Source organism: Streptomyces sp. NPDC059398 (assembly GCF_042751845.1).
In the GTDB taxonomy this organism is placed as follows: Bacteria; Actinomycetota; Actinomycetes; order Streptomycetales; family Streptomycetaceae; genus Streptomyces.
The window spans coordinates 19,082-45,849 of sequence record NZ_JBHYWP010000024.1 but is presented as its reverse complement, the minus strand read 5'-3'; the positions used below and the strand labels follow the sequence as shown (position 1 = coordinate 45,849).

Annotated in this window: 17 protein-coding genes; 9 read left to right on the top strand and 8 right to left on the bottom strand. The window is 71.3% G+C overall.

The features are described 5' to 3' along the window. Window positions 1-24 precede the first annotated feature (24 nt). From ACFXBC_RS11825 to ACFXBC_RS11815, 3 genes are all read right to left on the bottom strand, one after another. On the bottom strand, window positions 25-2,097 hold the full coding sequence (locus tag ACFXBC_RS11825) for a SpoIIE family protein phosphatase (RefSeq protein WP_385022085.1): 2,073 nt from the start codon (window positions 2,095-2,097) through the stop codon (window positions 25-27). Between the two features lie 127 nt (window positions 2,098-2,224). Then, a complete protein-coding gene (locus ACFXBC_RS11820) occupies window positions 2,225-2,395 on the bottom strand; it encodes a hypothetical protein (RefSeq protein ID WP_385022177.1) in 171 nt (56 codons plus the stop codon). Window positions 2,396-2,717: 322 nt separating this feature from the next. Next, complete coding sequence (locus tag ACFXBC_RS11815; RefSeq protein ID WP_385022081.1) at window positions 2,718-4,172, bottom strand: SDR family NAD(P)-dependent oxidoreductase; 1,455 nt, start codon at window positions 4,170-4,172, stop codon at window positions 2,718-2,720. Window positions 4,173-4,459: 287 nt separating this feature from the next. Between ACFXBC_RS11815 and ACFXBC_RS11810 the strand changes: the two genes are divergently transcribed. Continuing rightward, window positions 4,460-4,876 (top strand): SH3 domain-containing protein, encoded by a 417-nt coding sequence (locus ACFXBC_RS11810; protein WP_385022078.1) that lies wholly within the window; start codon window positions 4,460-4,462, stop codon window positions 4,874-4,876. 41 nt (window positions 4,877-4,917) lie between these two features. Here ACFXBC_RS11810 and ACFXBC_RS11805 read toward each other — a convergent pair whose 3' ends face one another. Next, window positions 4,918-5,691 (bottom strand): helix-turn-helix domain-containing protein, encoded by a 774-nt coding sequence (locus ACFXBC_RS11805; protein ID WP_385022075.1) that lies wholly within the window; start codon window positions 5,689-5,691, stop codon window positions 4,918-4,920. Between the two features lie 73 nt (window positions 5,692-5,764). Here ACFXBC_RS11805 and ACFXBC_RS11800 point away from each other — a divergent pair, with 73 nt between their 5' ends. Continuing rightward, window positions 5,765-7,027 carry an MFS transporter gene (locus ACFXBC_RS11800; RefSeq protein ID WP_385022072.1) on the top strand — a complete coding sequence of 421 codons (1,263 nt, stop codon included), beginning with the start codon at window positions 5,765-5,767 and terminating at the stop codon, window positions 7,025-7,027. Here the strand turns inward: ACFXBC_RS11800 and ACFXBC_RS11795 are convergent. From ACFXBC_RS11795 to ACFXBC_RS11785, 3 genes are all read right to left on the bottom strand, one after another. Continuing rightward, window positions 7,017-9,359, bottom strand: a complete 2,343-nt coding sequence (locus ACFXBC_RS11795; protein WP_385022069.1) for a GH92 family glycosyl hydrolase — start codon at window positions 9,357-9,359, stop codon at window positions 7,017-7,019. The two genes, ACFXBC_RS11800 and ACFXBC_RS11795, sit on opposite strands and share 11 nt — an antisense overlap. Before the next feature lie 96 nt (window positions 9,360-9,455). Next, the gene (locus tag ACFXBC_RS11790; protein ID WP_385022066.1) at window positions 9,456-12,605 is read right to left on the bottom strand and encodes a discoidin domain-containing protein; all 3,150 of its coding nucleotides are present in this window, start codon (window positions 12,603-12,605) and stop codon (window positions 9,456-9,458) included. 131 nt (window positions 12,606-12,736) lie between these two features. Then, the gene (locus tag ACFXBC_RS11785; protein WP_385022167.1) at window positions 12,737-15,289 is read right to left on the bottom strand and encodes a PA14 domain-containing protein; all 2,553 of its coding nucleotides are present in this window, start codon (window positions 15,287-15,289) and stop codon (window positions 12,737-12,739) included. 200 nt (window positions 15,290-15,489) lie between these two features. Between ACFXBC_RS11785 and ACFXBC_RS11780 the strand changes: the two genes are divergently transcribed. The 6 genes from ACFXBC_RS11780 (at window position 15,490) to ACFXBC_RS11755 (ending at window position 22,554) form a co-directional block, all read left to right on the top strand. Beyond that, window positions 15,490-16,542 (top strand): LacI family DNA-binding transcriptional regulator, encoded by a 1,053-nt coding sequence (locus tag ACFXBC_RS11780; protein WP_385022063.1) that lies wholly within the window; start codon window positions 15,490-15,492, stop codon window positions 16,540-16,542. 170 nt (window positions 16,543-16,712) lie between these two features. Then, window positions 16,713-17,801, top strand: coding sequence for an ABC transporter substrate-binding protein (locus ACFXBC_RS11775; protein ID WP_385022060.1), 1,089 nt, complete (start codon window positions 16,713-16,715; stop codon window positions 17,799-17,801). Window positions 17,802-17,803: 2 nt separating this feature from the next. Then, window positions 17,804-19,336, top strand: a complete 1,533-nt coding sequence (locus tag ACFXBC_RS11770) for a sugar ABC transporter ATP-binding protein (protein ID WP_385022057.1) — start codon at window positions 17,804-17,806, stop codon at window positions 19,334-19,336. Further along, a complete protein-coding gene (locus ACFXBC_RS11765) occupies window positions 19,329-20,291 on the top strand; it encodes an ABC transporter permease (protein ID WP_385022054.1) in 963 nt (320 codons plus the stop codon). The genes ACFXBC_RS11770 and ACFXBC_RS11765 overlap by 8 nt, the downstream gene beginning before the upstream one ends. A gap of 5 nt (window positions 20,292-20,296) precedes the next feature. Continuing rightward, a complete protein-coding gene (locus ACFXBC_RS11760) occupies window positions 20,297-21,307 on the top strand; it encodes an ABC transporter permease (RefSeq protein WP_385022164.1) in 1,011 nt (336 codons plus the stop codon). A 197-nt stretch (window positions 21,308-21,504) separates the two neighbouring features. Further along, window positions 21,505-22,554, top strand: a complete 1,050-nt coding sequence (locus ACFXBC_RS11755; RefSeq protein WP_385022050.1) for a DMT family transporter — start codon at window positions 21,505-21,507, stop codon at window positions 22,552-22,554. On the opposite strand, the gene ACFXBC_RS11750 is transcribed toward ACFXBC_RS11755, so the two are convergent. Next, window positions 22,524-23,882, bottom strand: coding sequence for a transglycosylase family protein (locus ACFXBC_RS11750; protein ID WP_385022047.1), 1,359 nt, complete (start codon window positions 23,880-23,882; stop codon window positions 22,524-22,526). The two genes, ACFXBC_RS11755 and ACFXBC_RS11750, sit on opposite strands and share 31 nt — an antisense overlap. 159 nt (window positions 23,883-24,041) lie before the next feature. On the opposite strand from ACFXBC_RS11750, the gene ACFXBC_RS11745 reads away from it, so the two are divergent. After that, window positions 24,042-26,501: a glycoside hydrolase family 3 C-terminal domain-containing protein gene (locus ACFXBC_RS11745; RefSeq protein WP_385022044.1), complete on the top strand. Its 2,460-nt coding sequence runs from the start codon at window positions 24,042-24,044 to the stop codon at window positions 26,499-26,501. Window positions 26,502-26,768: the final 267 nt, after the last annotated feature.

Sequence of the window (26,768 nt, the reverse complement as noted above, 5' to 3'; positions counted from 1 at the left end):
CTTACAGTTACTAACTGGTATCCCTCACATCGACGTCGTCCCGGGCAGGGCGAATTCACTCCAGACGCACTTGCCGCTGCCCCGGGACTCGACCCCCCACCGGTCCGCGAGCCGAGCCACCAGCACAAGTCCCCGCCCGGAGACCCCGGTCTCCCCCGCCTCCCGCAGGCGCGGCAGCGCGCTGGAGCCGTCATTGACCTCGACCCGCAGTCTGCGGTGCGGCCGGGCGAGGACCCTGAGGGTGATCTCCGCACCGCCCTCGGTGTGCAGCAGGGCGTTGGTCAGCAGTTCGTCGGCGGCCAGTTCGATGTCGTCAGCGCGCTCCGCCGCGCCCCAGGCCCGTACCGCCGCACGGACCATGTGGCGTGCGGCGGTGAGCGCCTCGGGGTCGGACTGGGCCACCCGCTGCTGCAGCCTGCCCCCGGTCTGCGGGGCCTCAACCCCCTGTCTGCGCAGCAGGAGCACCGCGACGTCGTCGGCGCCGCCCCACTCGTCGACCACCTCGCACAGCTGGTCGGCGAGGAGCTGGAGATCACGGGGGCCCGACCGGACCAGCCGGGTGAGCCGCTCCATCCCTTCGTCAAGGTCGGTACCGGGCCGCTCGACCAGCCCGTCGGTGAAGAGCAGCAGGGTGTGCCCGGGGTCCAGTTCCAGGATGGCGACCGGGTAGTCGAGCCGGCCGAACTCGGCGGAGAGCCCCAGCGGCAGTCCGCCCTCCACCGGCACCCGGCGACAGGTGCCGTCGGGCGCCCGCAGCAGTGGATCGACATGTCCGGCGCGGACGAGCTGGACCACCCCGGTGGCCAGATCCACCTCCGCGTACAGGCAGGTGGCGAAGCGGTCGGTGTCGAGCTGGTGCAGGAAGTCGGATGCGCGGGCGATCACGGTCGCCGGGCTGTGCCCCTCGGCCGCGTAGGCCCGCAGGACGATGCGTAGCTGGCCCATGACGGCTGCCGCGTGGGTGTCGTGCCCCTGCACATCCCCGATGACCATGCCGAACCGGCTGCCGGGCAGCGGGATCACGTCGTACCAGTCACCGCCGATGTCACGGCCCGCCCCGGCGGAGCGGTAGCGGACGGCGACCTGTCCCCCGGCGACCTCGGGTATCCGGCGCGGCAGCATGGCCTGCTGGAGCCCCTGGGCGAGGTCGTGGTCCTGCTCGTAGAGCATGGCCCGCTGGAGGCTCTGCCCGATGGAACTGCCGAGCGCGATCAGCAGATCACGCTCGTCGGCGCTGAAGCCGGCCTTGTCCCGGTAGAGCAGACCGATCGCACCGATCGGTCTGGCCTGCGCGATCAGCGGCAGATAGGCGGCCGATGTGATGCCGAGGTCCTTGATGTGGGGCCACAGCCGGGGGTAGGAGACGGCGAAGTCGTGCGGCGATTCGATGAAGCGGGGGGCGAAGGTCCGGACCACCTCGCTCATCGGGAACTGCTCGTCCACCCGGGTGTACCGGGTGCCCGGCACATAGCTCCCCTCGGGCCCGTCGGCGACCAGCCGGATCCGCCCGGCCTCGACGAGCCCCATGACCAGACTGGTCACACCGAGGTATTCGAGGCCCCGTGAGTCGCTGAGCACATCGGTGACGTCCTGGACGGTACGGGCATGGGCCAGCGCCGCCGCCGTGCCCGCGACCACACTGGATCTCCGCCGACCCTCGTCATCCAGGGCGATACGGACCGAGGCGTCCGTGAGTTCCTGGTCCGCGTGCCTGACGATGCCGATGATCCGGTGCGGGCGGCCCGTCGCATCGCGCCGGACAGCGCCCTGGGTATGGGTCCACCGCAGCGAACCGTCGCGGCGGCGGATGCGGAAGTACGCGCCGTAGGTGGTGACTCCGCCCTTGAGCGCCTGCGAGACCATGGCGTCGAGTCGGCTCGACTCGTCGGGCGGGACCCGCCGGGCGAGCGTCTCCGGGCGGCCGTCGTACTCGTCGGCGTAGAGGTCGAACACGTCGAGGGCGGCCTGATCGAGGTGCATCAGCCCGGTGTCCAGATCCCAGTCGAAGCTGCCCATACGGTTGAGGGCGAGGCTCAGATCCGGGTGGGCGGGCCAGTCCGATGGCAGGGACAGGGCGCCCTGTGCCCGTTCAACCATGTGATCACTCTGTCATGGTTCGTCCCATTCTTCTCCCCCGCTCCCGCTCCGGAACGTCCGCACCCCGAGCACGCGAACGGCCCGCTCCAGGTGCGGAACGGGCCGTTCGGTGGTGTGCGTGCAGCGGTCAGTCGATCCCCTGCAGGATGTGGGGCTCGGCGAGGTCGTCCTCGTAACCGGCCAGCCTGATCGGGGCCGACCTGGCCCAGACGTCGAGATTCTGAAGCTTCTCGGGCCGGACGATCCCGGTACGTTCCGCCGGGCGCTGCTCGCGCTTGGTGATGGTCTCTGATGTCACCGCGCACTCCTTTGTGTCGCGTAACCGCATGGACAGGGGCAGTTCGGACGCGGTGGCGCCGGCTTTCTGGCGGGAGCGCGGCCGTGGTGCGTGCCTGTCCCGGGACGGGACGAGAGATTTGGTGGAACCTCTTCGGCTGTCCGCCCACATCAGAGTAACCAAATGAGCGGGGTTCCGCTCGATAGGGGCGCCAGTCGGTCGGCCAAGTTTTCTTTGCCTTCCGTTCAGAAGGACGCCCACCCGGCCATGATCTGCCGAAATCGGCCAGAAGGCACCTCGGGGCGGACAGACCTGTGGCGCCGACCGGGCCTGGGCGCCGGCCCTACCAGTTCGCGGGGGCGTAGTCCTTGAGGAAGACGCTGTGCAGGTCCTCGCCGGCCTCGCCGCGCACGATGGGGTCGTAGACCCGCGCCGCGCCGTCGACCAGGTCGAGCGGTGCGTGGAAGCCCTCGTCGGCGAGGCGCATCTTGTCGGGGTGCGGGCGCTCGTCGGTGATCCAGCCGGTGTCCACCGCGGTCATCAGGATGCCGTCCGACTCGAACATCTCCTGTCCGCTGGTACGGGTGAGCATGTTCAGCGCGGCCTTGGCCATGTTGGTGTGCGGGTGGCCCGCACCCTTGTAGCCGCGGCTGAAGACGCCCTCCATCGCGGACACGTTCACCACATAGGTACGGCCGGCCGCCGCGGCCGCCATCGCCGGGCGCAGCCGGCTGATCAGGATGAACGGCGCCGTGGAGTTGCAGAGCTGGACTTCGAGCAGCTCGACCGCGTCGACCTCCTCGACGGTCTGGATCCAGCTGTTCGTGTCGTGCAGGTCCGGCACGAGGCCGCCCGCGTCGATCGCGGTGCCGGCCTCGATCCTTGCCGGTGACGCGGACCCGGTCACCAGGGCGAGCTCGGCCACGTCCTGGGCGCTCAGCCCGCCGGGCCTGGCGCTGGGCAGGGAGACCTGCGCACCGCTGCCGAAGGCACCGATGACCTGCGACGCGGGCAGCTCCCCCGCGGGCAGCGGCGCGGTCTCGGCGGCGATCAGCTCGCTGTACGCCTGGGGGGAACGGCGCACGGTCTGCGCGGCGTTGTTGATCAGGATGTCCAGCGGACCCTCGGCGGCGACCGAGTCGGCGAGGGCGATGACCTGGGCGGGGTCGCGCAGATCGATGCCGACGACCTTGAGGCGGTGGATCCACTCGTCACTGTCGGGCATCGCCTTGAAGCGGCGGACCGCGTCCTTCGGGAACCGGGTGGTGATGGTGGTGTGCGCGCCGTCGCGCAGCAGCCGCAGCGCGATGTACATGCCGATCTTGGCCCGCCCGCCGGTGAGCAGGGCCCGCCGGCCGGTGAGGTCGGTACGGGCGTCGCGCCGCGCGCGGTTCTCGGCGGCGCAGTCACGGCAGAGCTGGTGGTAGAAGACGTCGACCTCGACGTACCGGGCCTTGCAGATGTAGCAGGACCGCGGACGCTGGAGTATGCCCGCGATCTCACCCCGGGCCCGCGAGGAGGGCAGCACGCCCTGGGTCTCGTCGTCGATGCGCTCGGCCGAGCCGGTGGCGGTGGCTTCCGTGACGGCCTTGTCGTGGGCGGTCTTCGCGGCCCGGCGCTCCTGCCGGCGGCGCTGCTTCACTGTGCGGTAGACACCGGCGGTGGCACGGCGCACCGCGACGGCGTCCGGATGGTCGACATCGATGCTGTCCAGCTCGTCGAGCACACTGAGGCAGAGAGCCAGCCGCTCCGGATCGATGCCCGGGCCGAACGCCTGGCTGTCCTCTGTCACCGTCATCGTCGTCCCTCTGTGTTCCGTAGCCCCAGGTCAGCAGTCGGCCATCGACCAACTGACGAAGATATACGCAGCCGGGCGGGATACCAAAAAAGGCGGCCCCGCGCTCAGCCCCTCCAGCACCCGGAAGACCCGTCCTTCACCGCCCGCCGGACCACCGGCGAGCACGGGTTTCAGCCTCACACGTTCGGCCCAACACCGCGTGTTCTCCCACTCGTTGGGCATTTTGCGGCTTAATGTCCCACTCGCGCCAATGAGTGTCATTGCGCTTCAAGAAACAGGAGAACGTCTTGTCCACAACCGCTGCCCTCCGCACCGCCCGCGGCCGGAACATCATCGCGGGCGCAGGCGCGCTGACCACCGCCCTGACCCTCGGAGCCACCCTGATGGCCGCCGCCCCGGCCCAGGCCGCCCCGCCGCGCCCGTACGGCACGGTCACCTCCCCCTCCGGCCTGATCCAGCGGATGTACCCCAGCACGGACTCCTCCGTGCGGGGTTCGCTCCGCTTCCACCAGCAGGTGGGCCTGCGCTGCAAGGTCCGCGCCCAGAACATCGACGGCAACACCATCTGGTACCTGCTCCGCGACAGCAACACCTGGATCTCGGCGCGCTACGTGGACAACACCGGTTTCGTGAACTACTGCAAGGACGTCCAGCGCAGCAGCCGTGAAATGATCAACTCGGTGCCGAAGGGCGCCAAGGGCTGATCAGCCCCATCGGCTGAGCACGCCCGGGATGCCCGGCGCGCTCAGCGCCCCGGGGTGAAGTACCCGGTGGGACTGATACCGAGCGCACGGCGGAACATCGCGGTGAAGGCGCTCGGCGTCGCATAGCCCAGCGCGCCGGACACCGAAGTGACCGGCACTCCCCTGGCGAGAAGTGTCACCGCGTGAATGAGCCTGGCCTGCTGAACCCAGCGGGCCAGGCTCATTCCGGTTGCGGCGGGGAATCTGCGCTGCAGCGTACGGGGGCTGAGATGCGCGAACTCCGCGGCCGCCCCGGTGCGCCAGTCGGCGCCGGGGGCCCGCTGGACAGCCGCGCAGAGGGACGCGAGGCCGTCGTCCGCCGGGGCGGGCAGATGCAGCGCGGGGACCGGATGCGGGGTCAGCTGGAGGAGCAGCAGCTCCATGACCTTGCCGTCGCGGCTCTCCGGGTCGTACTCCACGGGCAGCCGCGCCGCCTCCTCGATCAGTTCGCGCAGCAGGGGCGAGACGGAGACGACGGTCGGCTCCCGTGGCAGGTCCGGCTGGGGCTCGATGTACAGGGTGCGCATCGCGACCGCCCCCGCGCAGGTCATCTCATGGGTGAGGCCGGCCGGCACCCAGACACCCCGGGTGGCCGGGACGACCCAGGCGCCGTGGCCGGTGACCACGGTGATGGCCCCGGTCGTGCCGTAGATCAGCTGGGCCCGCCGGTGGTGGTGGGGCGGGATGTGGTGGCCGTCGGGGAGGTCCCTGGCCATCGCGGCCAGCGGCCTGGGCACCGACTGGTAGTCGTCGCGCTGCTCGCTCTTCCCGTACATTGGCGCATTCTCGATAGACGTTGGCGTAGCGGAGAAAGTATGCCACCGGGTGCCCGCCCTAACGTCGACTCATGTGATCGAATCCAACATTTCCGCAGGCCAGGGCCGTGCGGCCAGAGCCAGGACCCGTCAGCTGACGCTGCTGCTCACCGCCACCAGCGCCGTCACGGCCGCCAATGTGTATCTCAGCCAGCCGCTCATGGGGGCGGCGGCCGCCTCGCTGCGGGCCGGGCCCGACGCGCTGGCCGCCGTTCCCACCGCCACCCAGCTCGGCTACGCGGCGGGCATCCTGCTGGTCGTACCGGCGGGCGACAGCCAGGACCGGCGGCGGCTGATCCTGTGGCTCGGTACCGGGTCGGCCGTCGCACTCGCGGGGTGTGCGCTGGCCCCTTCGCTCGGCTGGCTGGTCGCCGCCGGGTTCGCCGTCGGTCTGCTGTCGCCGGTCCCGCAGCTGGTCACCCCGCTCGCGGTCGCCCTGGCGGGCGACGGGCGGGCGGGCGCGGGGCGGATCGTCGGCACCGTGCAGGGCGGCCTGCTGATGGGCGTGCTCGCCTCCCGCGCCTACTCGGGGTCGCTGGCCGAACTGGCGGGCTGGCGGGCCGTGTTCGGCTGTTCCTGTCTGCTGACCCTGGCACTGGTGCTGGTCCTGCGCGGGGCGCTGCCTTACGTCCCCGCCGCCGCGGGCGCCGCCTCGTACCGGGCCACCCTCTCCTCGCTGCCGCGGCTCTTCCTGGCCCATCCGCTGGTCCGCCGGATCACCGTGTCGGGAGCGCTGGTCGGCATCGCGTTCGGCGCGTTCTGGACCACGCTGACCTTCCTCCTGGAGCAGCACTTCCACATCGGGCCGACCGGCGTCGGGCTGTTCGGTCTGGTCGCCGCGGCCAGTGCGCTCCTCTCACCGTCCGCGGGGCGGCTGGCCGACCGGATCGGCCGGCGCGGTGCGCTGGCGGCGCTGACCGGTCTGGTCATCGCAGGGTGGCTGGTGCTGCTGCCGGGCGGCAGCCGCTTCTGGTGGCTGGTGGCCGGGGTCGTCGTGCTCGATGTGGGGGTCTGGGGCGGTCAGGCCGTCAGCCAGACCGTGCTGTTCACCCTGGAGCCGCGCATCCACAGCCGCCTCAACACCCTCTACTTCACCTTCCGTTTCCTCGGGATCGCGCTGGGCTCGCTGGTGGGCTCGCTGGCGTGGGCGGGCGGTGGCTGGCCCGCCGTGGTGGCCACCGGGGCGGGCGTGGCACTGGCCGGGCTGGCCGTGGGGGTGCTGCCCGCCCGCGAAGGGGACCGCCCGCCCCCGGGCGCGGGGACGGGCGGGGCGGAGCGGCCGTCGGTCAGCGGATGACGGGCGGGGCGGCGGAGGCTTCCGTACCCCAGCCGGACGGCTTGGCGCCGACGCTGAAGGAGAGGGTGCGGCCGGAGCGGATCTCGTCGGTGGTGAGATACGTCTTCGCGTGCGCCCTGCCGTCCACGGCCGCCGACTGGATGTACCGGTCGGTGTCCGAGGCCCCCGGCGCCTTCACCGTGAAGCGGCCCTGCGGGTAGTAGCGGCGGTCGAGCCTCAGGTCGACACGCTGGAAGGCGGGTGTCGAGAGGCCCCAGGTGTCGGTGCCGGGCTGGACCGGGAAGACCCCGATGGAGGACAGGACGTTCCAGGCGGACATGGTGCCCAGGTCGTCGTTGCCCGTCATACCGGTCGGGGTGTCCGTGAAGAGCGTCAGCGCGGCGTGTACGACATCGGTGGTCTTCCACGGCTGGCCGGTGGAGAGATAGGTGTACGGGGCGATCAGGTCGGGCTCGTTCTGCGGGTTGTACTTGTCCGCGTTGTAGTAGTCGTACGGGCCGTTGACCCACACGTCGGTGGCCGTCTTCGCCGGGTCCGCGAGGAGCTGGTCGTAGGCGAAGAAGGAGTCGAGGCGCTTGTTGGCCGCGTCCTTGCCGCCGATCAGGTCGACCATGCCGGAGAGGTCCTGCGGGACCATCCACTGGTACTGCCAGGCCGTGCCCTCGTGGAAGCCCTCGCCCTGCGCCGGGTCGGCGGGACCGGTGAAGTTCCCCTTCTCGTCACGGGCGCGGAAGAAGCCGGTCGAGGGGTCGAAGATGTTGCGGTAGCTCTGCGCACGGGCCGCGTAGCGCTTGGCGTCCGCCCGGTGGCCGAGGTCGCGAGCCATCTGGCCGAGCATGGCGTCGGAGAGCGCGTACTCCAGGGTGGCCGACGCGCCGTGGTCGAAGTCCGAGTCGCCGGGCTTCGCATGGGGGCGGTCCTTGATGTACGGGGCGAAACCGTCCTTCAGATACTGGACGTTGGCCTCACGCCCGACCGCCGGGGAGTCGGTGGGCGGGGTCCCGTCGGCGTTCTTCTTGAGTGCCCGGTACGCCTGCTCCTCGTACCCCTTGAGCAGCCCCTGCCGGTAGGCGTTGGTGAGGAAGGGGGTGACCGGGTCGCCCGTCATGATGTTGGTCTCGACCGTGCCGTAACCCCACTTGGGCAGCCAGCCGCTCTGCTCGTCGATCTTCAGTACGGAGATCGCCATGTTCCGTTCCTCGCGCGGCGCGAGGAGCGAGAGGAGCTGGGTCTGGGTGCGGTAGGTGTCCCACAGCGACCAGTTCTGGTAGTAGTCGAACCCCTTGGCACGGTGGATCTTCTGGTCCCAGCCGGTGTAGCGGCCGTCGGTGTCGCTGCCGATGTTGGGCGCGAGGAACGACCGGTAGAGCGAGGAGTAGAACGTCCGGCGCTGGGTGTCGCTGCCGCCCTGCGCCTGTACGTCCTCCAGCCGGTCCTCCCAGCTCGCCTGTGCGGCGCGGTGGACGCGGTCGAAGCTCCTGCCGCCCTCGGCGCGCAGATTTCGGGCCGCGCCCGTCGCGTCGACGTAGCTGATGGCCGTGGTCGCCTCGACCGTGCGGTCCTTGGAGGTGTCGAAGCGCACCCAGGCGCCGTTGCCGCCGGTCCCGGTGGACTTGCGTGAGCCCTGGGTGACCGTGCCGTCCTTCCAGGTGCCCGACGTGGTGAAGGGGCGGTCGAAGTGCGTGACGGTGTAGAGGGTGTACGGCTTGGTGTCCTGGCAGAAGCCGCTGCCCGTGATGGCGGTGCGGATGGTCCGGGAGTCGAGGACCTCTACGGAGGTGGAGACCGTCTTGTGGAGCGACTGGCCCGCGTTCAGCAGGACGTTGGCCTTGTCGGTGGCGGGGAAGGTGTAGCGCTGCACCCCGGTCCGCTTGGTGGCGGTGAGTTCGGCGGTGATGCCCGAGTCGAGTACCGCCTTGTAGTAGCCGGGGCTCGCCTTCTCGGTGTCGTGGCTGAACTTCGCCGCGTACTTGGCGTAGTCGGTCTCGGTGACGTCACCGGTGGTCGGCAGGGTCGGCAGGTCCCCGCCGAGCCCGCAGCCCACGCCTGAGATGTGCACGCTGGAGAAGCCGCGGATCTCGTTCTGGGCGTGGTCGTAGCCGGTGTTGTGCCCGGTGTCCGGCGAGAGCTGCACCATGCCGAAGGGCACCGCGGCCCCCGGGTAGGTGTTCCCCTCGTTCTCCGTACCGATGAACGGGTTGACGAGATCGGTGAGCCGGCCACCGTGACCGGCGCCCGCGGCCTCGGCCGCCGGCGCGGCGAGCACCCCGCCGATGAGCGCTGCGGCGGCCACGGCCGTCCCTGCGCCGCGCAGCCGTTGTGTCCAGTACATGGGTGGAGACCTCCGCGAGGATGAAGGGGGAACTACGGGTGCCCGGTCCGGGACTCTGGGGGCTGTGGGAATCGGGGCGGGCGGCGGGGCGCCGGTTCAGGTGATGCTGAGGGAGACGAGCGCCGCGTCGCCGTGGCGCCAGCCGGGGACGGAAAGGGCGACGTAGCGGGCGGACCCGTCCGTGGTCAGTGCGCTGTCATGACCGTGGCGGGAGCGTGCGGAGAGCCGGCCGGCGGGCCGGTAACCGATGCCGTCGGCGCTCAGCTCCGCCTGCGCCGCCGGTGTCCGGCCGCCGGTCCACACCGCCCGCACCGCGCTCACCCGCCGTACCGAACCGAGGTCGACCACCATCCGCCCGCCCGGCCCCGGCGTCCACGACGTGTGGGACTGCCCGTCGACCGCCGCCGCGGGGTCCGACATGCCGGGCGGCAGCGGAGCCGTCGGGAAGGTGGTCCGGCCGAGCGCGGCGTCGGTGAGCGGGTACGGGGTGACTCCCGGGACCCTGACCTCGTACGGGCGTCCGGAGCGCAGGGTCACCCGGGCGCTGTGGCCGCCCGGAGCGGTGACGGTGTACCGGCCGGAAGGACCGGTGAGCCGTACCGTGCCCGCGTCGGTCACCTCGGCCCGCATCCCGGCGGGGACCCGTGTGCCTTTCGCCGTACGCAGCGTGAGCCGTGCCGGGGCCAGGACCGCCGCCGCCGCGCCGAGTGCGGCCGTGTACGCGGTGCCCGTCGCGGTGACGCGCTGGTCGCCCGGGTAGAGCCGGACCGAGCGGGTGTCCTGCGGGAGCGTGACCGTGCTGGTGACCGGCTGCGCGGTGAGGTTGAAGAGGCTCAGATACCCCTCCGCGTCACAGGCCAGCACGCCCGGGTGGTCGGCCGCCGGGACCTTCCTGCCCGCGGCGGCGCGGGTCCGGCCGGGGTCGGCCGACGGGTACCCCTCCACGAGCAGCGGCTGGGCGGGCCCGTCGCAGAGGACGACCGTGTCGCCGTACACCGCGAGCGGACTGCGCGCTCCGCGTACGACGAGCCCGGCCCGCCCGTCCACGCAGAGCCAGTCACCCGTGCTGGTGAGATCGGGGTGCGGATAGCGGGCGAGCTCGGTCCAGTTCCGCCCGTCGGTCGATCCCTGCACGGTGTACGCACGGCCGGCCGCGGCCTCCCAGCGCAGGGTGGCCCGGTCGAACCGGCGCCCCGTGCCGAGGTCGACGGTGAGGCTGCTGTCCGCCCGGCCCCGGTCGGCGCGGGACACGGCCCAGCGGGTCGTGTTGTCGCCGTCGACCGCGAGGGCCGCCGCTCTGCCGGTGTCCTCGGACGACGCGGTGGCGGTGGCGCCCCTGGCCAGGTCGGTGCCTGTGGCACCATCGCGGACCTCGATGGCGTAGAGCGAGTATCCGTAGGCCGGGTCCGGGGTGATTCCCTGCATCCGTACATAGCGGAACTCGCTTGCCGCGCAGGGGAGTTCGTCGGTGCGTCCGGCTGTCGCCGTGGGCGCGGCGCCGTCCTGCGCGGGCACGGTGACCGCTCCGTCGGCCGCCGTGTAGGTGCGGCTGCCGTCCAGTCCTGGCATGCCCGGCATGGTCAGGTTCCGCACCTCCAGATGGCCCTCCCCCGCACCGGTGCCGGACGTCGCGTAGACCACCGCGCCGGACGGCAGCGTGGTCAGGCCGGCGAAGCCGCTGTCCAGGGTGAGCAGACTGGCGCTCCCGTCGAAGCCGTCGCGCAGCGCGCTGTACGTCACGGCGGTGCGGGCGGTCACCTTGGCGCCGGTGCCGGGGAGGAACATCGGGGTGTGACCGCTGAGCGCGAAGAGCCAGTCGTCGTGGGCGGGCTGCCAGGCGAACTTCACGAAGCCGGGTTTGGTGACAGCGGCCGCCCAGGCGCCGGGCGACTGATGGGCCAGCAGTCCGGGCCCGGCGCCGAAGTCCTTTGCGCCGCTTGCCTGTTCGAACAGCTGACGTTCACTCAGCGGGCGCACCGGGGAGCCGGTGCGGGCGCGCCACTCGTGCAGCAGATAGCTGATGGCGATCTCGGCTCGGGCCTCGGGCTCGTACTTGGGCTCCCCGGAGAACTTCGCCATCCGGTGCTCCGGCGGGTACGCCTGGTAGGCGACGAGCCGGTCGGCGAGTGCGGCCTCGGCGCGGGCCGCCGCCCGGTCCCCGACGACCTGGGCGAGGAAGGCGAGCGGGATGACATCGCGCCCGTACAGATGCTCGCGGTCCTCGACCATAGGCATCAGCGGTTCGCCCGCGTCGCTGGCCATGGTGAGCAGGGTGTCCCAGAGCGGGCCGGCGTTCGGCTGGGCGGTGAGTACCTCGGGGAGCGGCTGCCCCGCGGTGATGAAGTGGGCGGCGTTGCGGCCGGAGGTGCGCCAGAGTTCCTCCTGGTAGTGCGGGCCGAACGAGCCGTGGTTCTCGACGATGAACGTGTCGTACAGGTTCTGCGCGGTGTTGTCGCTGACCGGTACGCCGTCCACCCGGGCCGGGTTGGCGAGGTCGGCCGCGGGCAGCCCGGTCTCGTTGCGGCTCCAGCGGCCGAACGCGGCACGCCAGGCGTCCTGTTGGGGGTCGGAGGGCGCCCAGGCGAGGCCCGGTGCGAGCGACTGGGCGTAGACACCCATCTCCTCCAGTTTGGTGTCGCCCTGGAAGCCGCCGGTGGCGCCGTGCGGGGTCCAGCTGCCCGACGCGGGGTCGTCGCCGGTGCCGAGGGATGTCGTGTACCGGGCCTGGGCGCGGGCGATGGTGTCGACGTTCGCCCGGGTCTTCTCGTCGAGGCCGGACCAGAGCAGCCGTGCGGCGAGGATGAAGTACGACTGGAAGGTGGTGTCGAAGAAGAGGGTGCGGCCCCATTCGGTGCCGCCGGTGAGCCGGTTGGAAGCGGCGAAGTGGCGGATCGTGGCGAGGGTCCGCGCGCGCAGGGTCGCTTCGTCCACCCCCGCGGCGTCCGCGTCATAGGTGCCGCGCGTCAGCAGCAGCGCATGGCCCAGGACGACGGCGAAACCGAAGTCGGTGGCGGTGTAGTGGCCGGACTTCGCGTCCCACTGGGTCTCGGACCAGCGGGTGTGGTCGAGCAGGACCCGGTAGTAGGTGCCCGCCACCGTGTCGGGGTGGCCGCCGCGGGCCGGCCGGCCGCTGTCCGCGGCGGCGGGGGGTGTGCCCGTCACGAGCGGAACGGCCGTCAGTGCGGCGGAGACGCCCAGCAGTTGGGCGAAACGGCGTCGGCTCGGCTGGTACGGGTGGTGCGACACGCCGCTCCGCCTCCTTGGACAACGTTGTCAGAACGCGATCATTGTTGGTTCCTGTCGGGCTCGCGTCAAGAGTTCCGACCGGAATGCTCCGGGTGCCCCGGGCCGCGTACGGCACGGGGCACCCGGCCCCGTCAGGAGGACGGGCACCCTGCCGGAACCGCCTGCGACGCGTCATGGATCAGCGCCTGCTGGGCGTCCCTGACCCGCTTCACATCCGGCTTGATGACCTTCCGGTCGTAGGTCATCAGCCCGTTCAGCTCGCCCTCCACATCCGAGATCTGGGTGTAGACGGCGCCGTTGCTGCCCTGGCAGGCGAGCTTGCGTACCTCATTGAGCTTGGTGAGGTAGTCGTCCGTGTACGTGGCCGGGTCGACCGCGACGTATGACTGCTGCACCGCCCAGGCGTGCCCCGGGACAGCCAGTCCGAGTCCGCCGTACTCACCGCTGACCAGCGCGCGTCTCCCGTCGGGCGCCGGCAGCGCCGGACTGGGATAGCCGTGCTCGTCGATGATGTCGCCGGTACCGCCGTCGGCTCCCAGGTTGATCCCGGACATGCTGTTGACCAGACGCGTCGGGTCCCAGGCCTTGGCCTGGTCGGCGATGCGCGCCATGTCGTACTGGCCCCAGCCCTCATTGAACGTCACCCACATGACGACCGACGGGTGGCTGCTGTGCTGGTCGATCATCTGCTTCATCTCGTGCTCGTACTCGGTGCGCGCGGCCGGCGACGGGTTGGTGCCCGCCTCCATGGCCGGCATGTCCTGCCAGACGAGCAGCCCGAGCTTGTCCGCCCAGTAGAACCAGCGGTCCGGTTCGACCTTGATGTGCTTGCGGACCGCGTTGAAGCCCATCGCCTTGTGCATCTTGAGGTCGTACGCGAGGGCCTGGTCGGTCGGCGCGGTGTACAGCCCGTCCGGCCAGAAGCCCTGGTCGAGGGTGGCCATCATGAAGACCGGCTTGCCGTTGAGCACGGTGCGCGGGGTGCCGTTCACCTTCTCGACCGCGATGGAGCGCATCCCGAAGTAGCTGCCGACCCGGTCGGAGCCGACGGTGACCTTGAGCCGGTAGAGATGCGGGTCGTCCGCCGACCAGAGGTGCGGCCTGGGCACCGGCACGTTCAGCGCGGTGCCGGTACGTCCGGTGGCGGTGCCCACCTTGCGCCTGCCGTCGTACGCGGTCGCCGTGACCGGCACTCCGCCGCGCACACCCTGCACCTCGACGGCGACCTTCTGCGCCTTGACGTCCGGGGTGAGCTTGAGGGAGTCCGCGTGGTCGGCCGCGACCGGCTCCATCCACACGGTCTGCCAGATGCCGGACGACGGGGTGTACCAGATACCGCTGGGGTCCTGGCGCTGCTTGCCCATCGGCGGGTTCTCGCCGTCCTTGGCGTCGGTCGGGTCATAGACCCCGACGATCACCTCCTGGGTGCGGCCCGGCTTCAGCGCGTCGGTGATGTCCGCGCTGAACTTGTCGTAGCCGCCCTTGTGTTCGGTGACCTTGGTGCCGTTGACGTACACATCGGCCTGCCAGTCCACGGCCCCGAAGTTGAGCTGGAGCCGCTTGCCCGAGCCGACCTTCCAGCCCTTGGGGACGGTGAACGTACGCCGGTACCACATCCGGTCCTCGTGCCGCTCCACTCCGGAGAGCTGGGACTCGACCGGGTACGGGACGAGGATCTTCTCCGCCAGCTTCTTCCCGACCGGCGGCTTCTCGCCCGCCTTGGCCGCGGCGAACTGCCAGCTGCCGTTGAGGTTCTGCCAGTCGTCCCGGGTGAGCTGGGGTCGCGGGTACTCGGGGTGGGCGTTGGACGGGCTGACGTCGTCCGCCCACTTGGTGCGCAGCTCGTACTCGGAGTTGTTGGAACCGCTCGACCAGAAGGCGCCGACCGCCTTGCCGTCGCGGCTCTTCAGCGAACCCTTGCCGTCGTAGCGGATGTCGGCGAGACCGTTGGCACCGCCGCCCTTCTTGCCGACCACGGGCTGCTTGAGTGCGACGGTGAGGCTGTGCGGGTCGGAGCGGTCGGCCTTGACGGCGCCCAGCGGCCAGGTAGCGCCGCCTATCTCGGCGTCGAGATGTCCGGCGAGTCCGGCGGGCGGGGGTGCCAGCTTCTGCGCGAAGTCGAGCTTGAGGGTGCGGCCGGACTTCTGGACGGTGGCGGCGATGGCACCGTCGTAGTCGTATCCGTCGGGCAGCCGGAACGCGGACTGCGGGACCGGCGTCTTGGTGCCGCCCGGCGGGGTCCACTTCAGATGGAGGTTGGAACCGCCCTCGTGCTCGAAGTACTCGATCTTGATGTCGTAGGCCTTGCCCGCCGTCAACTCGACCGGCTGGGAGGTCTGTTCCTTCTCCCAGTCGTCGACCCAGTGGTCGATGACCGGCTTCCCGTCGATCCAGAGCCGAAAGCCGTTGTCGCCGATCATCGAGAACGTATGGGCGCCGGTCTTCTCCGGGACGATCTTCCCGGTCCAGCGGACGCTGTCGTTGTCCGACTGGCCGGTGGCGGACTGGAGCCGTGACTCCAGGGTGGGGAAGTCGATGTCCGGGTCGAATCCGGTGGCCTTGAGCTGCGCGAAGTCGAAGGCTCCCGGGGCCGACTGGGTGTAGTACTCCCCCTTCAGCCCATGGGCGGTGACGGTGGTGCTCGGGTGTGCGGACCTGGCCGGCGCGGCCGACGCGGCCGGCATCGCGGAGAGCCCCGCGAAGCCGGTGACGGCGGCGAGGAGTAGGGCCAGATTTCTTCGGATGCGCACGGATCCTCCTTTGGTGAGGAAGGGTGGCGGCTCGTTGCATCAGTCTGTACAACGTTGGAAGGAACGGCAGTTGGCATGACAGCACGACTCCTGCCTGCTGTCCAGCGGCATGACCAACTCGGAGGGGAGACTCAGTGGGCGTAAGCCTCAAGGACGTCGCCGGGCTCGCGGGCGTCTCGATCAAGACCGTCTCGAACGTGGTGAACAACTACCAGCACGTCACTCCGGCGATGCGGGCCAGAGTGCAGGCGGCGATCGACGAGCTCGGCTACGTACCGAACCTCACCGCCCGCCACCTGCGCAAAGGCCGTACGGGAATCCTGGCGCTCGCCGTGCCCGAACTGGGCAACCCGTACTTCGCCGAGCTGGCGGGGGCCGTCATCGACGCGGCGGCCGAGCACGACTACACGGTGCTGCTCGACCACACACGCGGCGAGCGCGAACAGGAGATCCTGGTCAGTCAGGGATTCCGGGGGCGGGTCATCGACGGGCTGATCCTCTCCCCCATCGAGCTGGAGCCCGAGGATCTGAGCAGCCGGATCCATGACGCGCCGCTGGTGCTGCTCGGCGAGCGCGAGTACGACGCCCTCCCGTACGACCACATCGCGATCGACAACGTCGCGGCCTCGCGCTGCGCGGTGCGGCATCTGATCGGGCTCGGCCGCACCCGGATCGCCTACCTCGGCGCCCGCACCGACCGCATCAACAGGCCCGCCCAACTGCGGCTCCGCGGCTGGCGCGAGGAGCTGACGGCCGCCGGGCTGCCCGCGCCCGACGGGCTGGCGGCCCCGACCAGCGGCTGGGACCGCGGGGACGGGGCGCAGGCGATGGCCTGGCTGCTGGACTCGGGACAGCGGCCCGACGCCGTCTTCGCCTACAACGACCTGGTGGCGGTGGGTGCGATGCGGGTGCTCTCGGAGCGGGGGCTGCGGGTGCCGTGGGATGTGGCGGTGGTGGGGTTCGACGACATCGCGGAGGGCAGATTCGGTGCGGTCACACTCACCACCGTCTCGCCCGACAAGCAGTCCATCGCGCGGCTCGCCGTGGAGTCGGTCATCGGCGGTCTCCAGAGTCCGGAAGGGGGCTCCGACCAGCACAGCGAGCAGTCGGGCGGGACGCGCGCCGGACGTGAACTGGCCGCGGAATTCAGGCTGGTGGAGCGGGAGAGCACTCTGGGGCGCCGGTGACGCGGGATCAGGCCCGGTATTGGGTTGTCAGGTACGCGAAGGGTTTACAGGACCCTTCTAACGTTGTAAAAAGTGCCCCGGAACGCTGTGAGTCGACTCGTACGAGCCCGCCTCCCGTGCCTCAACCACCACGGGCCTGCGCCAAATCTGGGGACGCCATGAATCCGACCATGCTCCTTCGACGCACCACCAGCAAAGCTCTTCTCGCCACCGGCCTCACCGCGTGCCTCGCGCTCGCGTCCGGCTGCGCCAAGTCCGAGGACGACGGCTCGAAGGACACCTCCGCCTCGTCCGGCAAGGGCGATTCGGGCCAGGTCGTCGCCACTCCGACCGCGGGCGACGCCAAGAGCTGCACCATCGGTCAGTTCGGCGGCAAGAAGCTCGACATCAAGAACGCCACGATCGGTTTCTCGCAGTCCGAGAAGGAGGCCAACCCCTTCCGGATCGCCGAGACCGCGTCCATGAAGGCCGAGGCCAAGAAGCGCGGTCTGAAGCTGCTGACGGCCAACGCGCAGTCGCAGTTCTCCAAGCAGATCAGCGATGTCCAGGACCTGATGGCCAAGGGCGCGGACCTGCTGGTCATCGCCCCGCTGAACTCGGACGGTTGGGGCCCGGTGCTCCGTACCGCGGCGGCGAAGCACATCCCGATCGTCACCGTGGACCGGAAGATCAACGCCACCCCGTGCAAGGACTACGTCAGCTTCATCGGCTCGGACTTCGTCCAGCAGGGCAAGCGGGCGGCCGACCAGATGATCGCGTCGACCGGCGGCAAGGGGAAGCTCGCGATTCTGCTGGGCTCCGCGGGCAACAACGTCACCACCGAACGCACCAAGGGCTTCAAGGACGAGCTGAAGGCCAAGGCCCCCGGGCTCAAGGTGGTCTTCGAGCAGACCGGTGACTTCGTACGCGAGAAGGGCCAGCAGGTCACCGAACAGCTCATCCAGTCGAACCCCGACATCGCCGGGATCTACGCGGAGAACGACGAGATGGGCCTCGGCGCCGTCAACGCGCTCAAGGGCGCGGGCAAGAAGGCCGGCGCGGTGAAGATCGTGACGGTGGACGGCACCCGCAACGGCGTCCAGCAGATCGTGGACGGCTGGATGAGCGGTGACGTGGAGTCCAACCCGCGCTTCGGGCCGCTCGCCTTCGAGACGCTGGACAACTTCACCAAGGGCCAGAAGGTCGCGCAGGACATCGTCATCCAGGACAGTGAGTACAGCAAGGACAACGCCAAGTCCGACATCGACAAGGCGTTCTGAGCATGGGGGCGCCCGAGGCGCCGGTGCTGTCCGTCACCGGTCTGACCAAGACCTTCCCGGGTGCCCGCGCGCTCGACGGGGTGGACTTCGCGGTGCGGCCCGGTGAGGTCCACGCGCTGATCGGTGAGAACGGCGCCGGGAAGTCCACCCTCATCAAGGTACTGACCGGTGTCTACCACCCTGACGAAGGCGAGTTGACCTACCGTCAGGAACCGGCCTCCTTCGCCACCCCGCTCGCCGCACAGCACGCCGGGATCTCCACGATCTACCAGGAGGTGAATCTGGTCCCGCTGCTGAGCGTGGCCCGCAATCTCTTCCTCGGCCGCGAGCCCCGCAACCGTATCGGCCTGATCGACTTCCGCCGGATGCACCGCGAGGCGGACGAGGCGCTCCGCTCACTGGGTGTCCGTACCGATGTGCGCAGGCCGTTGCGGTCCCTCGGCGTCGGCACCCAGCAGATGGTGGCGCTCGCCCGCGCGGTTTCGGTGGACGCCCGGGTGGTCATCATGGACGAGCCGACGTCCTCGCTCGAACCGGCCGAGGTCCAGACCCTGTTCGGGGTGATCCGGATGCTGCGCGACCGCGGGATCGCGGTGATCTACGTCAGCCACCGCCTGGAGGAGCTGTACGAGGTCTGCGACAACGTCACCGTGCTGCGGGACGGCAAGGTCGTGCACACCGGGCCGATCGCCGAGCTCGACCGGCTGCGGCTGGTCTCGCTGATGCTCGGGCGGGAGATGGGCGAGGTGCGCAGCGAGGGCCTCACCAAGTTCACCGGCGGACACATCGAGGGCGCCGAACCCGTCCTGAGTGCAGAGGGATTGACGGTACGTCATGTGCTGGACGGGGTGTCGGTCACCATCCGGCCCGGTGAGGTGGTCGGTCTCGGCGGGCTGCTCGGCTCCGGCCGGAGCGAGACCGCCAAGGCCATCGCCGGGGCGCTGCCGCCCGACACGGGCCGGGTGCTGGTCGCGGGCGGCGCCGTCCGTACCGGCTCCACCCCGGCCGCCATCCGGGCGGGCATCAGTCTGCTGCCCGAGGACCGCAAGGCCGAGGGCATCGTGCCGGGGCTCTCGGTACGGGAGAACATCGCCCTCGCCGCACTGCCGGGGCTCTCGCGCTTCGGCCTGGTCGACGAGAAACGCATCGACAGCATCGTGGAGACCTTCATGACGCGGCTGCGGATCAAGGCCGCGGGCCCGCACCAGAAGGTGGGCGAACTCTCCGGCGGCAACCAGCAGAAGGTGCTGCTCGCCCGCTGGCTCGCCATGCACCCCAAGGTGCTGCTCCTGGACGAGCCGACCCGGGGCATCGACGTCGGTGCCAAGGCCGAGGTGCAGAAACTCATCGACGAACTCGCCGAGGACGGGCTCGGCGTCCTGCTGATCTCCTCCGACATGGAGGAGCTGATCGAGGGCTCCGACCGGGTCGTCGTCCTGCGGGACGGCGCCGTCGTCGCGGAGCTGTCCGGTGACGCCGTCACCGGGGAGCGACTGCTGCGGGCCATCGCCGCGAAGGGCGGGGACCATGACTGACCTGGCGCTCCGGCGCACTTCCTACGACCGTGACCGGCTGCTGCGGCTCCTCCAGGAGTACGGCGTGTACGCCGGGGTGGCCGTACTGATCCTGGCCAATATCGCCTTCACCCCGCACTTCCTGTCCGCGGAGAACTTCCGCACCCAGGCCGTGCAGGTCGCACCGGTCCTCATCGTGGCGCTCGGGATGGCGCTGGCGATCGGCAGCGAGGGCGTCGACCTCTCCGTCGGCTCGGTGATGGCCCTCTCGACCTCGCTGGTCTCGCTCTACCTCGGCTACGGGGTGTGGATCGCGCTCATCACGGCCGTCGTCGGCGGGATCGTGGTGGGGGTGGCCAATGGATCGCTGATCGCGTTCATCGGCGTCCAGCCCATCGTCGCGACCCTGGCACTGATGGTCGCAGGACGCGGGATCGCCCTGGTCCTGCTCCCCCAGCTGAAGGACATCCACGACCCGGGCATGGCGTCGCTGGGCTCCGGGGACGTGCTCGGCATCCCGTATCTGGTGCTGATCGCGGCGGCGCTCGCCCTGGTCGTCGCGTTCACCGTGCGGCGTACGACCTTCGGCAGGCAGCTGCTCGCCATCGGCGACAGCCGGCCCGCCGCCCAGCTGGCCGGGCTTCCGGTCCGGCGGGTGCTGATCCTGGTCTATGTCTGCTCCGGGGTGCTGGCCGCCGTCGCGGGGGTCCTCGCGTCGGCGCGGCTGCAGGCCAGCGATCCGACCTCGCTCGGCAATCTGATGGAACTCTCCGCGATCACCGCGGTCGTCGTCGGCGGTACGCCGCTGAGCGGCGGCCGCATCAGGATCGGCGGCACCGTGGCGGGGGCCGTCCTCATCCAGCTGCTCACCGCCACGCTCATCAAGCACGATCTGCCTCCGTCCTGGACGCAGATCGCCCAGGCCGTGGTGATCGTGCTCGCGGTGTACGCGGCACGGGAACGGGGGAAGCGGTGACCGCCGTGCAGACCATCGGGACCGGCCGCGAGGCCGAAGGGGACGAGCCCACCGGATCGACCCGCGGCGAGCGGATCAGCGCGCTCGCCCAGCAGCACGGCGCCCTGGTGACCCTGGTCGTCGCCGTGATCGCGGCATCGCTGAGCTTCGACACCTTCCTGACCGCCGACAACCTCGGAAACATGGCCGTCTCCTCGGCCTTCCTCGCCGTCGTCGCCCTCGGGATGACCTTTGTGATCATCACCGGCGGCATCGATCTGTCGGTGGGCTCGCTCTTCGCGCTGGGCGGTGTGCTCGGGGCCTGGGGCTCGCGGTACGGGACGCTGGTGGCGCTGCTGCTGCCGCTTGCGGTGTGCGGGCTGATCGGCCTGGTCAACGGCCTGCTGATCGCGCGGGCCCGGCTGGCGCCGTTCATCGTGACCCTGGCGTCGCTGCTCGCCGCGCGCGGCATCCTGCTGGCGATCACCCACGAGGGGGCGACGACCTACCTCGTCGACGGCTCCTCGCTCTTCGCCCACCTCGGCCAGGACAGCTGGCTCGGCCTGGGGGTTCCGGTCTGGATCACCCTGGCGCTCTTCGTCCTGGGAGCGGTGGTGCTGCGCCGCAGCCGCTTCGGCCAGTATGTGTACGCGGTCGGCGGGAACGAGGACGCGGCGGCGCTGATGGGCGCCCCCGTGGCCCGTACGAAGACCACCGTGTACGCGCTCTCCGGGGTCTGCGCGGGGCTCGCGGGCGCGCTCAACGCGGCCTGGCTGGTCTCCGGTGTCACCATTCTCGGCTCGGGCATGGAGCTGGAGGCGATCTCGGCCGTCGTCATCGGCGGCACGCTGCTGACCGGCGGATTCGGCTTCATCAGCGGTTCGCTCGTCGGGGTGCTGCTGCTGAAGGTCATCCAGAACGTGATCAACCAGATCGGTTCGCTGGACTCCGCGTACCAGCAGGTGGTCAGCGGCGCCTTCCTGGCGGTCGTGGTCATCGCCCAGACCTGGCTGGGCAGGCGCCGCAGGATGCTCTGAAGGCCGCGCCCTGACCACCCGGTGACCACGCCGCGAACCGCCCGGTAGCCGCGGTGCGCGGCTCCCGGGGGGTTTGCGGCTCTTGCACGACCGCCGCGAGGACTACCTCCCGGGTTGCCGCGTACTGCTCTGGTAGTACGAACGATTCGGTGCCTGGGTACGACGACAATCCGGCCGAAAGGAGAGATCGTTGATACATGAGTGCCCTCGCGCTGTCCGTGCTGCTGTCGCTGGTCTCCGCGGTCGCGTATGCGGCCGGGGCCATCGTGCAGGAACGTGTCGCCGTGGCCACCCCCGGCAGCCCCTACGCACCCCTGCGTCACGCCGGCTGGTGGGCGGCCATGACACTGAACGGCCTCGGGGCCGGACTGCATGTGATCGCGCTGGCCTACGGGCCACTCAGCCTGGTGCAGCCACTGGGTGCCCTGACCATCGTCTTCGCACTCCCGATGGCTGCCGTCTTCGTACGCCGCAGGGCGGGGGCCGCCGCCTGGCGTGGCGCGATCATGGCCACGGTGGGGCTTGCCGGGCTGCTCGCCCTGACCGGCGGTGCGGGCAGCGGCACGCTGCCCGGCGGCGAGCGGACCGTACTGGCGCTGGCGACCTTCGGCGGGATCGCCCTGCTGTTCCTCACCGCTCTGCGGGTGCGCAAGCCGGTGGTGCGGAGCGTCGTGATGGCAACGGCCGCGGGGGTGGCCTTCGGCGCCGCCTCGGTCTTCGTCAAGACCGTCGCGGTGGACTGGACCTCGCACTCACCGACCGCCGAGTGGCCGAGCCTGCTGGCCATCGCCGGGTTCGCGGCGACCGGGGTACTGCTCTCGCAGGCGTCGTACCGGGGGGCCGGGCTCGCGGCCCCGCTGGCGACCGTGACCGTCGTCAATCCGGTGCTGGCCGCCGCGCTCGGTGTCACGCTCTTCGGTGAGCAGTTCCGCTACGGGGTGACCGGTACGGTGCTGGCGCTCGCCTGCGGCGTCGTGGCGGCGGGCGGACTGATCCTGCTGACGACGGAGCGGCTCGCCGCCGACCGGCCGGACTCCGGGGCCACGCACGGGCCGGACGCCGGGACCCCCCACGGGCCGGACGACCGGCCGGACGCCGGAACCCCGCGCGGCTCACAGTCACAGGGCCGGCAGACCTCCGCCACGGTCCCGCCACCCGGCGGGCCCGCGCCGCAGCCGCATCTGGTGGCAGCGCGCACCCGCACCAAGAAGGACGGTCACACGGCGACGCCGCCCGCCCTGAGGTAGCCCAACGGATCGATATCGCTGCCGTAGTCCGGGCCGGTCCGCGCCTCGAAGTGCAGATGCGGTCCGGTGGCGTTGCCGGTCGACCCGGAGCGGGCGATGCGCTGCCCCTGCTGGACGTTCTGGCCCATCCGGACCGTCAGTGCGGACAGATGGGCGTACTGGGTGTACGTGCCGTTCGCGTGCCGGATGACCACCTGGTAGCCATAGGCACCGCCCCACCCGGCGGCGACCACTCGGCCCGCGGCGACCGCCTTGACCGAGGTGCCCGTCGCGACCGGGAAGTCGATACCGGTGTGGTGGCCGCTGGACCAGGAACCGCCGGACGCGCGGTAGGCCGTGGTGTGGTGGCCGGGCACGGGTGCGACCAGGGCCGTCGAGGACGCGGCCGAAGCGGGGTGGCGTTGAGCAGCCGAAGCGGGGTGGTGTTGCGCGGGCGCCGTCCGGTGGGACTTCGCCGCGGGTCCGGCGGGCGCCGTCGTGGTGTGCGCCGTATGTGCCGTACGGGGCTCCGCGGTCCGGGGCGCGGCGGGGGCGTGTCCGGACCGGGCCTTCCGCTGCTGCCCGTCGATGGTCAGCCGCTGGCCGGGAAAGATCAGGTCGGGGTCGGTGCCGACCACCGGGCGGTTGCCCTCGTACAGCCGGTGCCAGCCGCCGCTGACGTGCTCGGCCTCGGCGATCCGGGAGAGCGAGTCACCGCTGACCACCGTGTACGCGTCGTGGTGCGTGGCGGAAGCGACGGTCGCCGACGGCCTCGCCGACGCCGCGGGCGCGGCACCGGTCTTGGAGCCGGCCGGGGTCCTGGGGTGCGGCTCACTCCGGGGCTTCGGGGCGGATGTGTGCTCCGGCGCCGCGGTACGGGATTTCGGGGCCGCTCGGCCGGCCGTTCCGGTCCCGGTCCGTACGGCCGTCTTCGGCGCCCCGGCCTTCACGACCGTCCTCGGCGCGGCATCGTCCCTGCTGAGCCCGGCCCGTACCGAGCAGACCGGCCAGGCGGTGGGACCCTGCGCCCTGAGCACCTTCTCCGCGACCGCGATCTGCTGCTGCCGGGTCGCCAGATCGGCCCGCGCGGCGTAGACACCGCCGCCGTACGCCTGCCAGGTGGACCGGCTGAACTGGAGCCCGCCGTAATAGCCGTTGCCGGTGTTGATCTGCCAGTTGCCGGTGGATTCGCAGCGCGCCACCTTGTTCCAGACGTCTGCCGTGGCGGCGCCCGCAGGTGCGGCGGTGAGCAGCGGCAGCGCGAGCCCGGCGCCGCCCGCGGTGACCGCGAGCGAGGCACGGTTGATCCGGCCTGGCTCGTAACGGCGATGACGACCGGATGCGGCCATGCTCGGCTCCCCCACTCGCGCCTCGGACGCGCCCCTCGGACACGTCGCAGGGCGCAAAAGTAAGGCCGGCGTGGAGGGAATGACAAGGGCACGTGCGCGCCGTACCCTTGCAGCCGATACGGGAGAGCGCTCTCCGAAGGAGAGCGCGGAGGGGGCTTCATGACCGACGAAGAACTGGACGCCCTGGTCGCCGCGTTGAGCCCGGCGGCCAGGGTGCGTCTGCTGACCGGGGCCTCCGGCTGGCGCACGCACGCCGAACCGGCGGCCGGGCTGCGGGCGATGGTGACATCCGACGGGCCGGTGGGCGTACGCGGTGAGTCGTGGGACGAACGCGAGACCTCGCTCGTCCTGCCGTCACCCACCGCCGTCGCGGCGGCCTGGGACGAGGAACTCGCCGCGGAACTGGGCGGGTTGCTCGCGGCCGAGGCCCGGTCCAAGGGCGTGGACGTACTGCTGGCGCCCACGCTGAACCTGCACCGGACGCCGCTCGGCGGCCGCCACTTCGAGTGCTGCTCCGAGGATCCGCTGCTCACCTCCCGTACCGGTGCCGCCCTCATCCGCGGTGTGCAGGCGGGCGGAGTCGCCGCGACGGCCAAGCACTTCGTCGCCAACGACGCCGAGACCGACCGGCTGACGGTCGATGTCCGGGTGGGCGAACGGGCCCTGCGCGAGGTCTATCTGGCGCCGTTCGAGGCCGCCGTCGAGGCCGGTGTGTGGGTGGTGATGTCGGCGTACAACCGGGTCAACGGCGCGACCATGTCGGCGAGTCCGCTGCTGGACGAACCGCTGAAGGGCGAGTGGGGCTTCGACGGCCTGGTGATCTCGGACTGGGGTGCGGTGCGCGCCACGGTGGAGACGGCGCGGGCCGCCCAGGATCTCGCCATGCCCGGACCGGCCGGTGCCTGGGGCGATGCGCTGCTGGCGGCCGTACGGTCTGGGGCGGTGGCCCAGTCCGCGGTGGACGACAAGGTGCGCAGGCTGCTGCGGCTGGCCGACCGGGTGGGCGCGCTCGGCACACCGGCTCCGGTGTGGCGTCCTGTGGTGCCCGATGCGGAGCGGCGCGCACTGCTGCGCCGGGCAGCGGCGGCCGGCATGGTGCTGGTGCGCAACGCGGGGCAGGTGCTTCCTCTCGACCCGCGGGAACTGCGGACCGTCGCCGTGATCGGGCCGCGGGCCGCCGGGCTGCGTATCCAGGGCGGGGGCAGCGCCGAGGTCTTCCCCGGCTCCGTCGTCTCCCCGCTGGAGGGGATCCGGGCGGCGCTCGGCCCGGGGGTGCGGCTGCTGCATACACCCGGGGTGCCGGCCGGACGCGGGCCCGCGCCGCTCACCCGGGAGGCGGCACGCAATCCGGAGACCGGTGAACCCGGCTTCCTGGTCAGCCTGTTGGACGCCGGTGGCGCCGTACTGCACTCCGAACACCGGCTGTCGGGGCGGATCGTGGAACCGGCCAGGACCGAGGGCGCGGCCACCGTGGAGATCCGCACCCTGCTGCGGCCGGGGGCGAGCGGTGAGTGGACCCTGGCGGTCGGCGGATTCGGCCCGGTCTCGCTGACCGCCGATGGCCGGACCGTGGTGGAGGGTGTGTTCGCCCCGGAGACCGACGACCCGACCCATATCCATGTGTCGCCCCCGTACCGCTCCGGCCGGATCACCCTCACCGCGGGTGCGGAGACCGAGATCGTCGCCCGGCGCGGACTGGCCCCCGGCACCGGAGTCGCCACGGTCCTCGCCGCCGCGCCACCGGCTTCGCCCCCCGCCGCCGCACTGGCCGAAGCGGTCGCGGCGGCCCGCGCGGCCGATGCCGTCGTGGTGGCGGTCGGAACCACGGAGGAGACCGAGTCCGAGGGCAGCGACCGCCTCTCGCTCGCACTGCCCGTCGGTCAGGACGAGCTGGTACGGGCCGTGGCCGCCGTCCGTCCCGACACGGTGGTCGTCGTGAACGCGGGCGGCCCGGTGGTTCTGCCCTGGCGGGACGAGGTGGCGGCGGTGCTGCTCGGCTGGTTCCCCGGCCAGGAGGCGGGGCATGCTGTGGCGGATGTCCTCCTCGGCCGTACGGAGCCGGGCGGGCGGCTGCCCACGACCTGGCCGGCCCGGCAGGACGACGTACCGGTGCTGGGCACCACGCCCCGGGACGGCGCGCTGCGCTACACGGAGGGCCTGCACATAGGCTACCGGGCCTGGCTGCGGGGGCCGGTGGCGCCCGCGTACTGGTTCGGGCACGGTCTCGGGTACACCAGCTGGGAGTACGAACGGCTCGAACCCCCCGGAGCCGTGTCGGGCGACGGCTCGTTCGACGTACGGGTACGGGTCCGCAACACGGGCGGCCGTGCGGGGCGCGAGGTCGTCCAGCTCTATCTGGCGCGACCGGTATCGGCCGTGGAGCGCCCGGTCCGCTGGCTCGCGGGCCATGCCGCCGTACACGCGCGGCCCGGCGAGAGCGCCGAAGTGGTCGTCCGGGTACCGGGACGGTCTTTGCGGCACTGGTGCGTGGCGGAGCGGTGCTGGCGCGTCGAGCCGGGGGTGTTCACGGTGTACGCGGGGCGGTCGGCCGGGGATCTGCCACTGGTGACGGAGGTGGACGTGCCGGTTCCGGTGCCCATGGCGGGCGTACTGCCCTGAGACGGGGACTGCGGGCGGGTCGGGCAGGGCCGGGCAGGAGACTGAGCCGGGCCGGGCAGGAGACTGAGCCGGGCCGGGCAGGAGACTGAACGGGTCCGGGCAGGAGACTGAACGGGTCCGGGCAGGAGGACGGGCGGGTCCGGGCCCACCCGGCCCTCCGCCGGGGCCGGCTCGGGGCCGCGAAAGGCTCGTCACACCGCGGAAGTGACAGACTTCGAGGTGAGGACGGGAGGCGAGCAGTGCGTGAGCGTGGCGGCCCCTCCGCCC

What these genes read in the sequence shown, in the direction of transcription:
- ACFXBC_RS11825 (WP_385022085.1), bottom strand. Translation starts at nt 2,097, where the DNA reads ATGGTTGAACGGGCACAGGGCGCCCTGTCCCTGCCATCGGACTGGCCC.
- ACFXBC_RS11815 (WP_385022081.1), bottom strand. Translation starts at nt 4,172, where the DNA reads ATGACGGTGACAGAGGACAGCCAGGCGTTCGGCCCGGGCATCGATCCG.
- ACFXBC_RS11805 (WP_385022075.1), bottom strand. Translation starts at nt 5,691, where the DNA reads ATGTACGGGAAGAGCGAGCAGCGCGACGACTACCAGTCGGTGCCCAGG.
- ACFXBC_RS11795 (WP_385022069.1), bottom strand. Translation starts at nt 9,359, where the DNA reads ATGTACTGGACACAACGGCTGCGCGGCGCAGGGACGGCCGTGGCCGCC.
- ACFXBC_RS11785 (WP_385022167.1), bottom strand. Translation starts at nt 15,289, where the DNA reads ATGCCGGCCGCGTCGGCCGCGCCGGCCAGGTCCGCACACCCGAGCACC.
- ACFXBC_RS11775 (WP_385022060.1), top strand. Translation starts at nt 16,713, where the DNA reads ATGCTCCTTCGACGCACCACCAGCAAAGCTCTTCTCGCCACCGGCCTC.
- ACFXBC_RS11770 (WP_385022057.1), top strand. Translation starts at nt 17,804, where the DNA reads ATGGGGGCGCCCGAGGCGCCGGTGCTGTCCGTCACCGGTCTGACCAAG.
- ACFXBC_RS11765 (WP_385022054.1), top strand. Translation starts at nt 19,329, where the DNA reads ATGACTGACCTGGCGCTCCGGCGCACTTCCTACGACCGTGACCGGCTG.
- ACFXBC_RS11755 (WP_385022050.1), top strand. Translation starts at nt 21,505, where the DNA reads ATGAGTGCCCTCGCGCTGTCCGTGCTGCTGTCGCTGGTCTCCGCGGTC.
- ACFXBC_RS11750 (WP_385022047.1), bottom strand. Translation starts at nt 23,882, where the DNA reads ATGGCCGCATCCGGTCGTCATCGCCGTTACGAGCCAGGCCGGATCAAC.
- ACFXBC_RS11745 (WP_385022044.1), top strand. Translation starts at nt 24,042, where the DNA reads ATGACCGACGAAGAACTGGACGCCCTGGTCGCCGCGTTGAGCCCGGCG.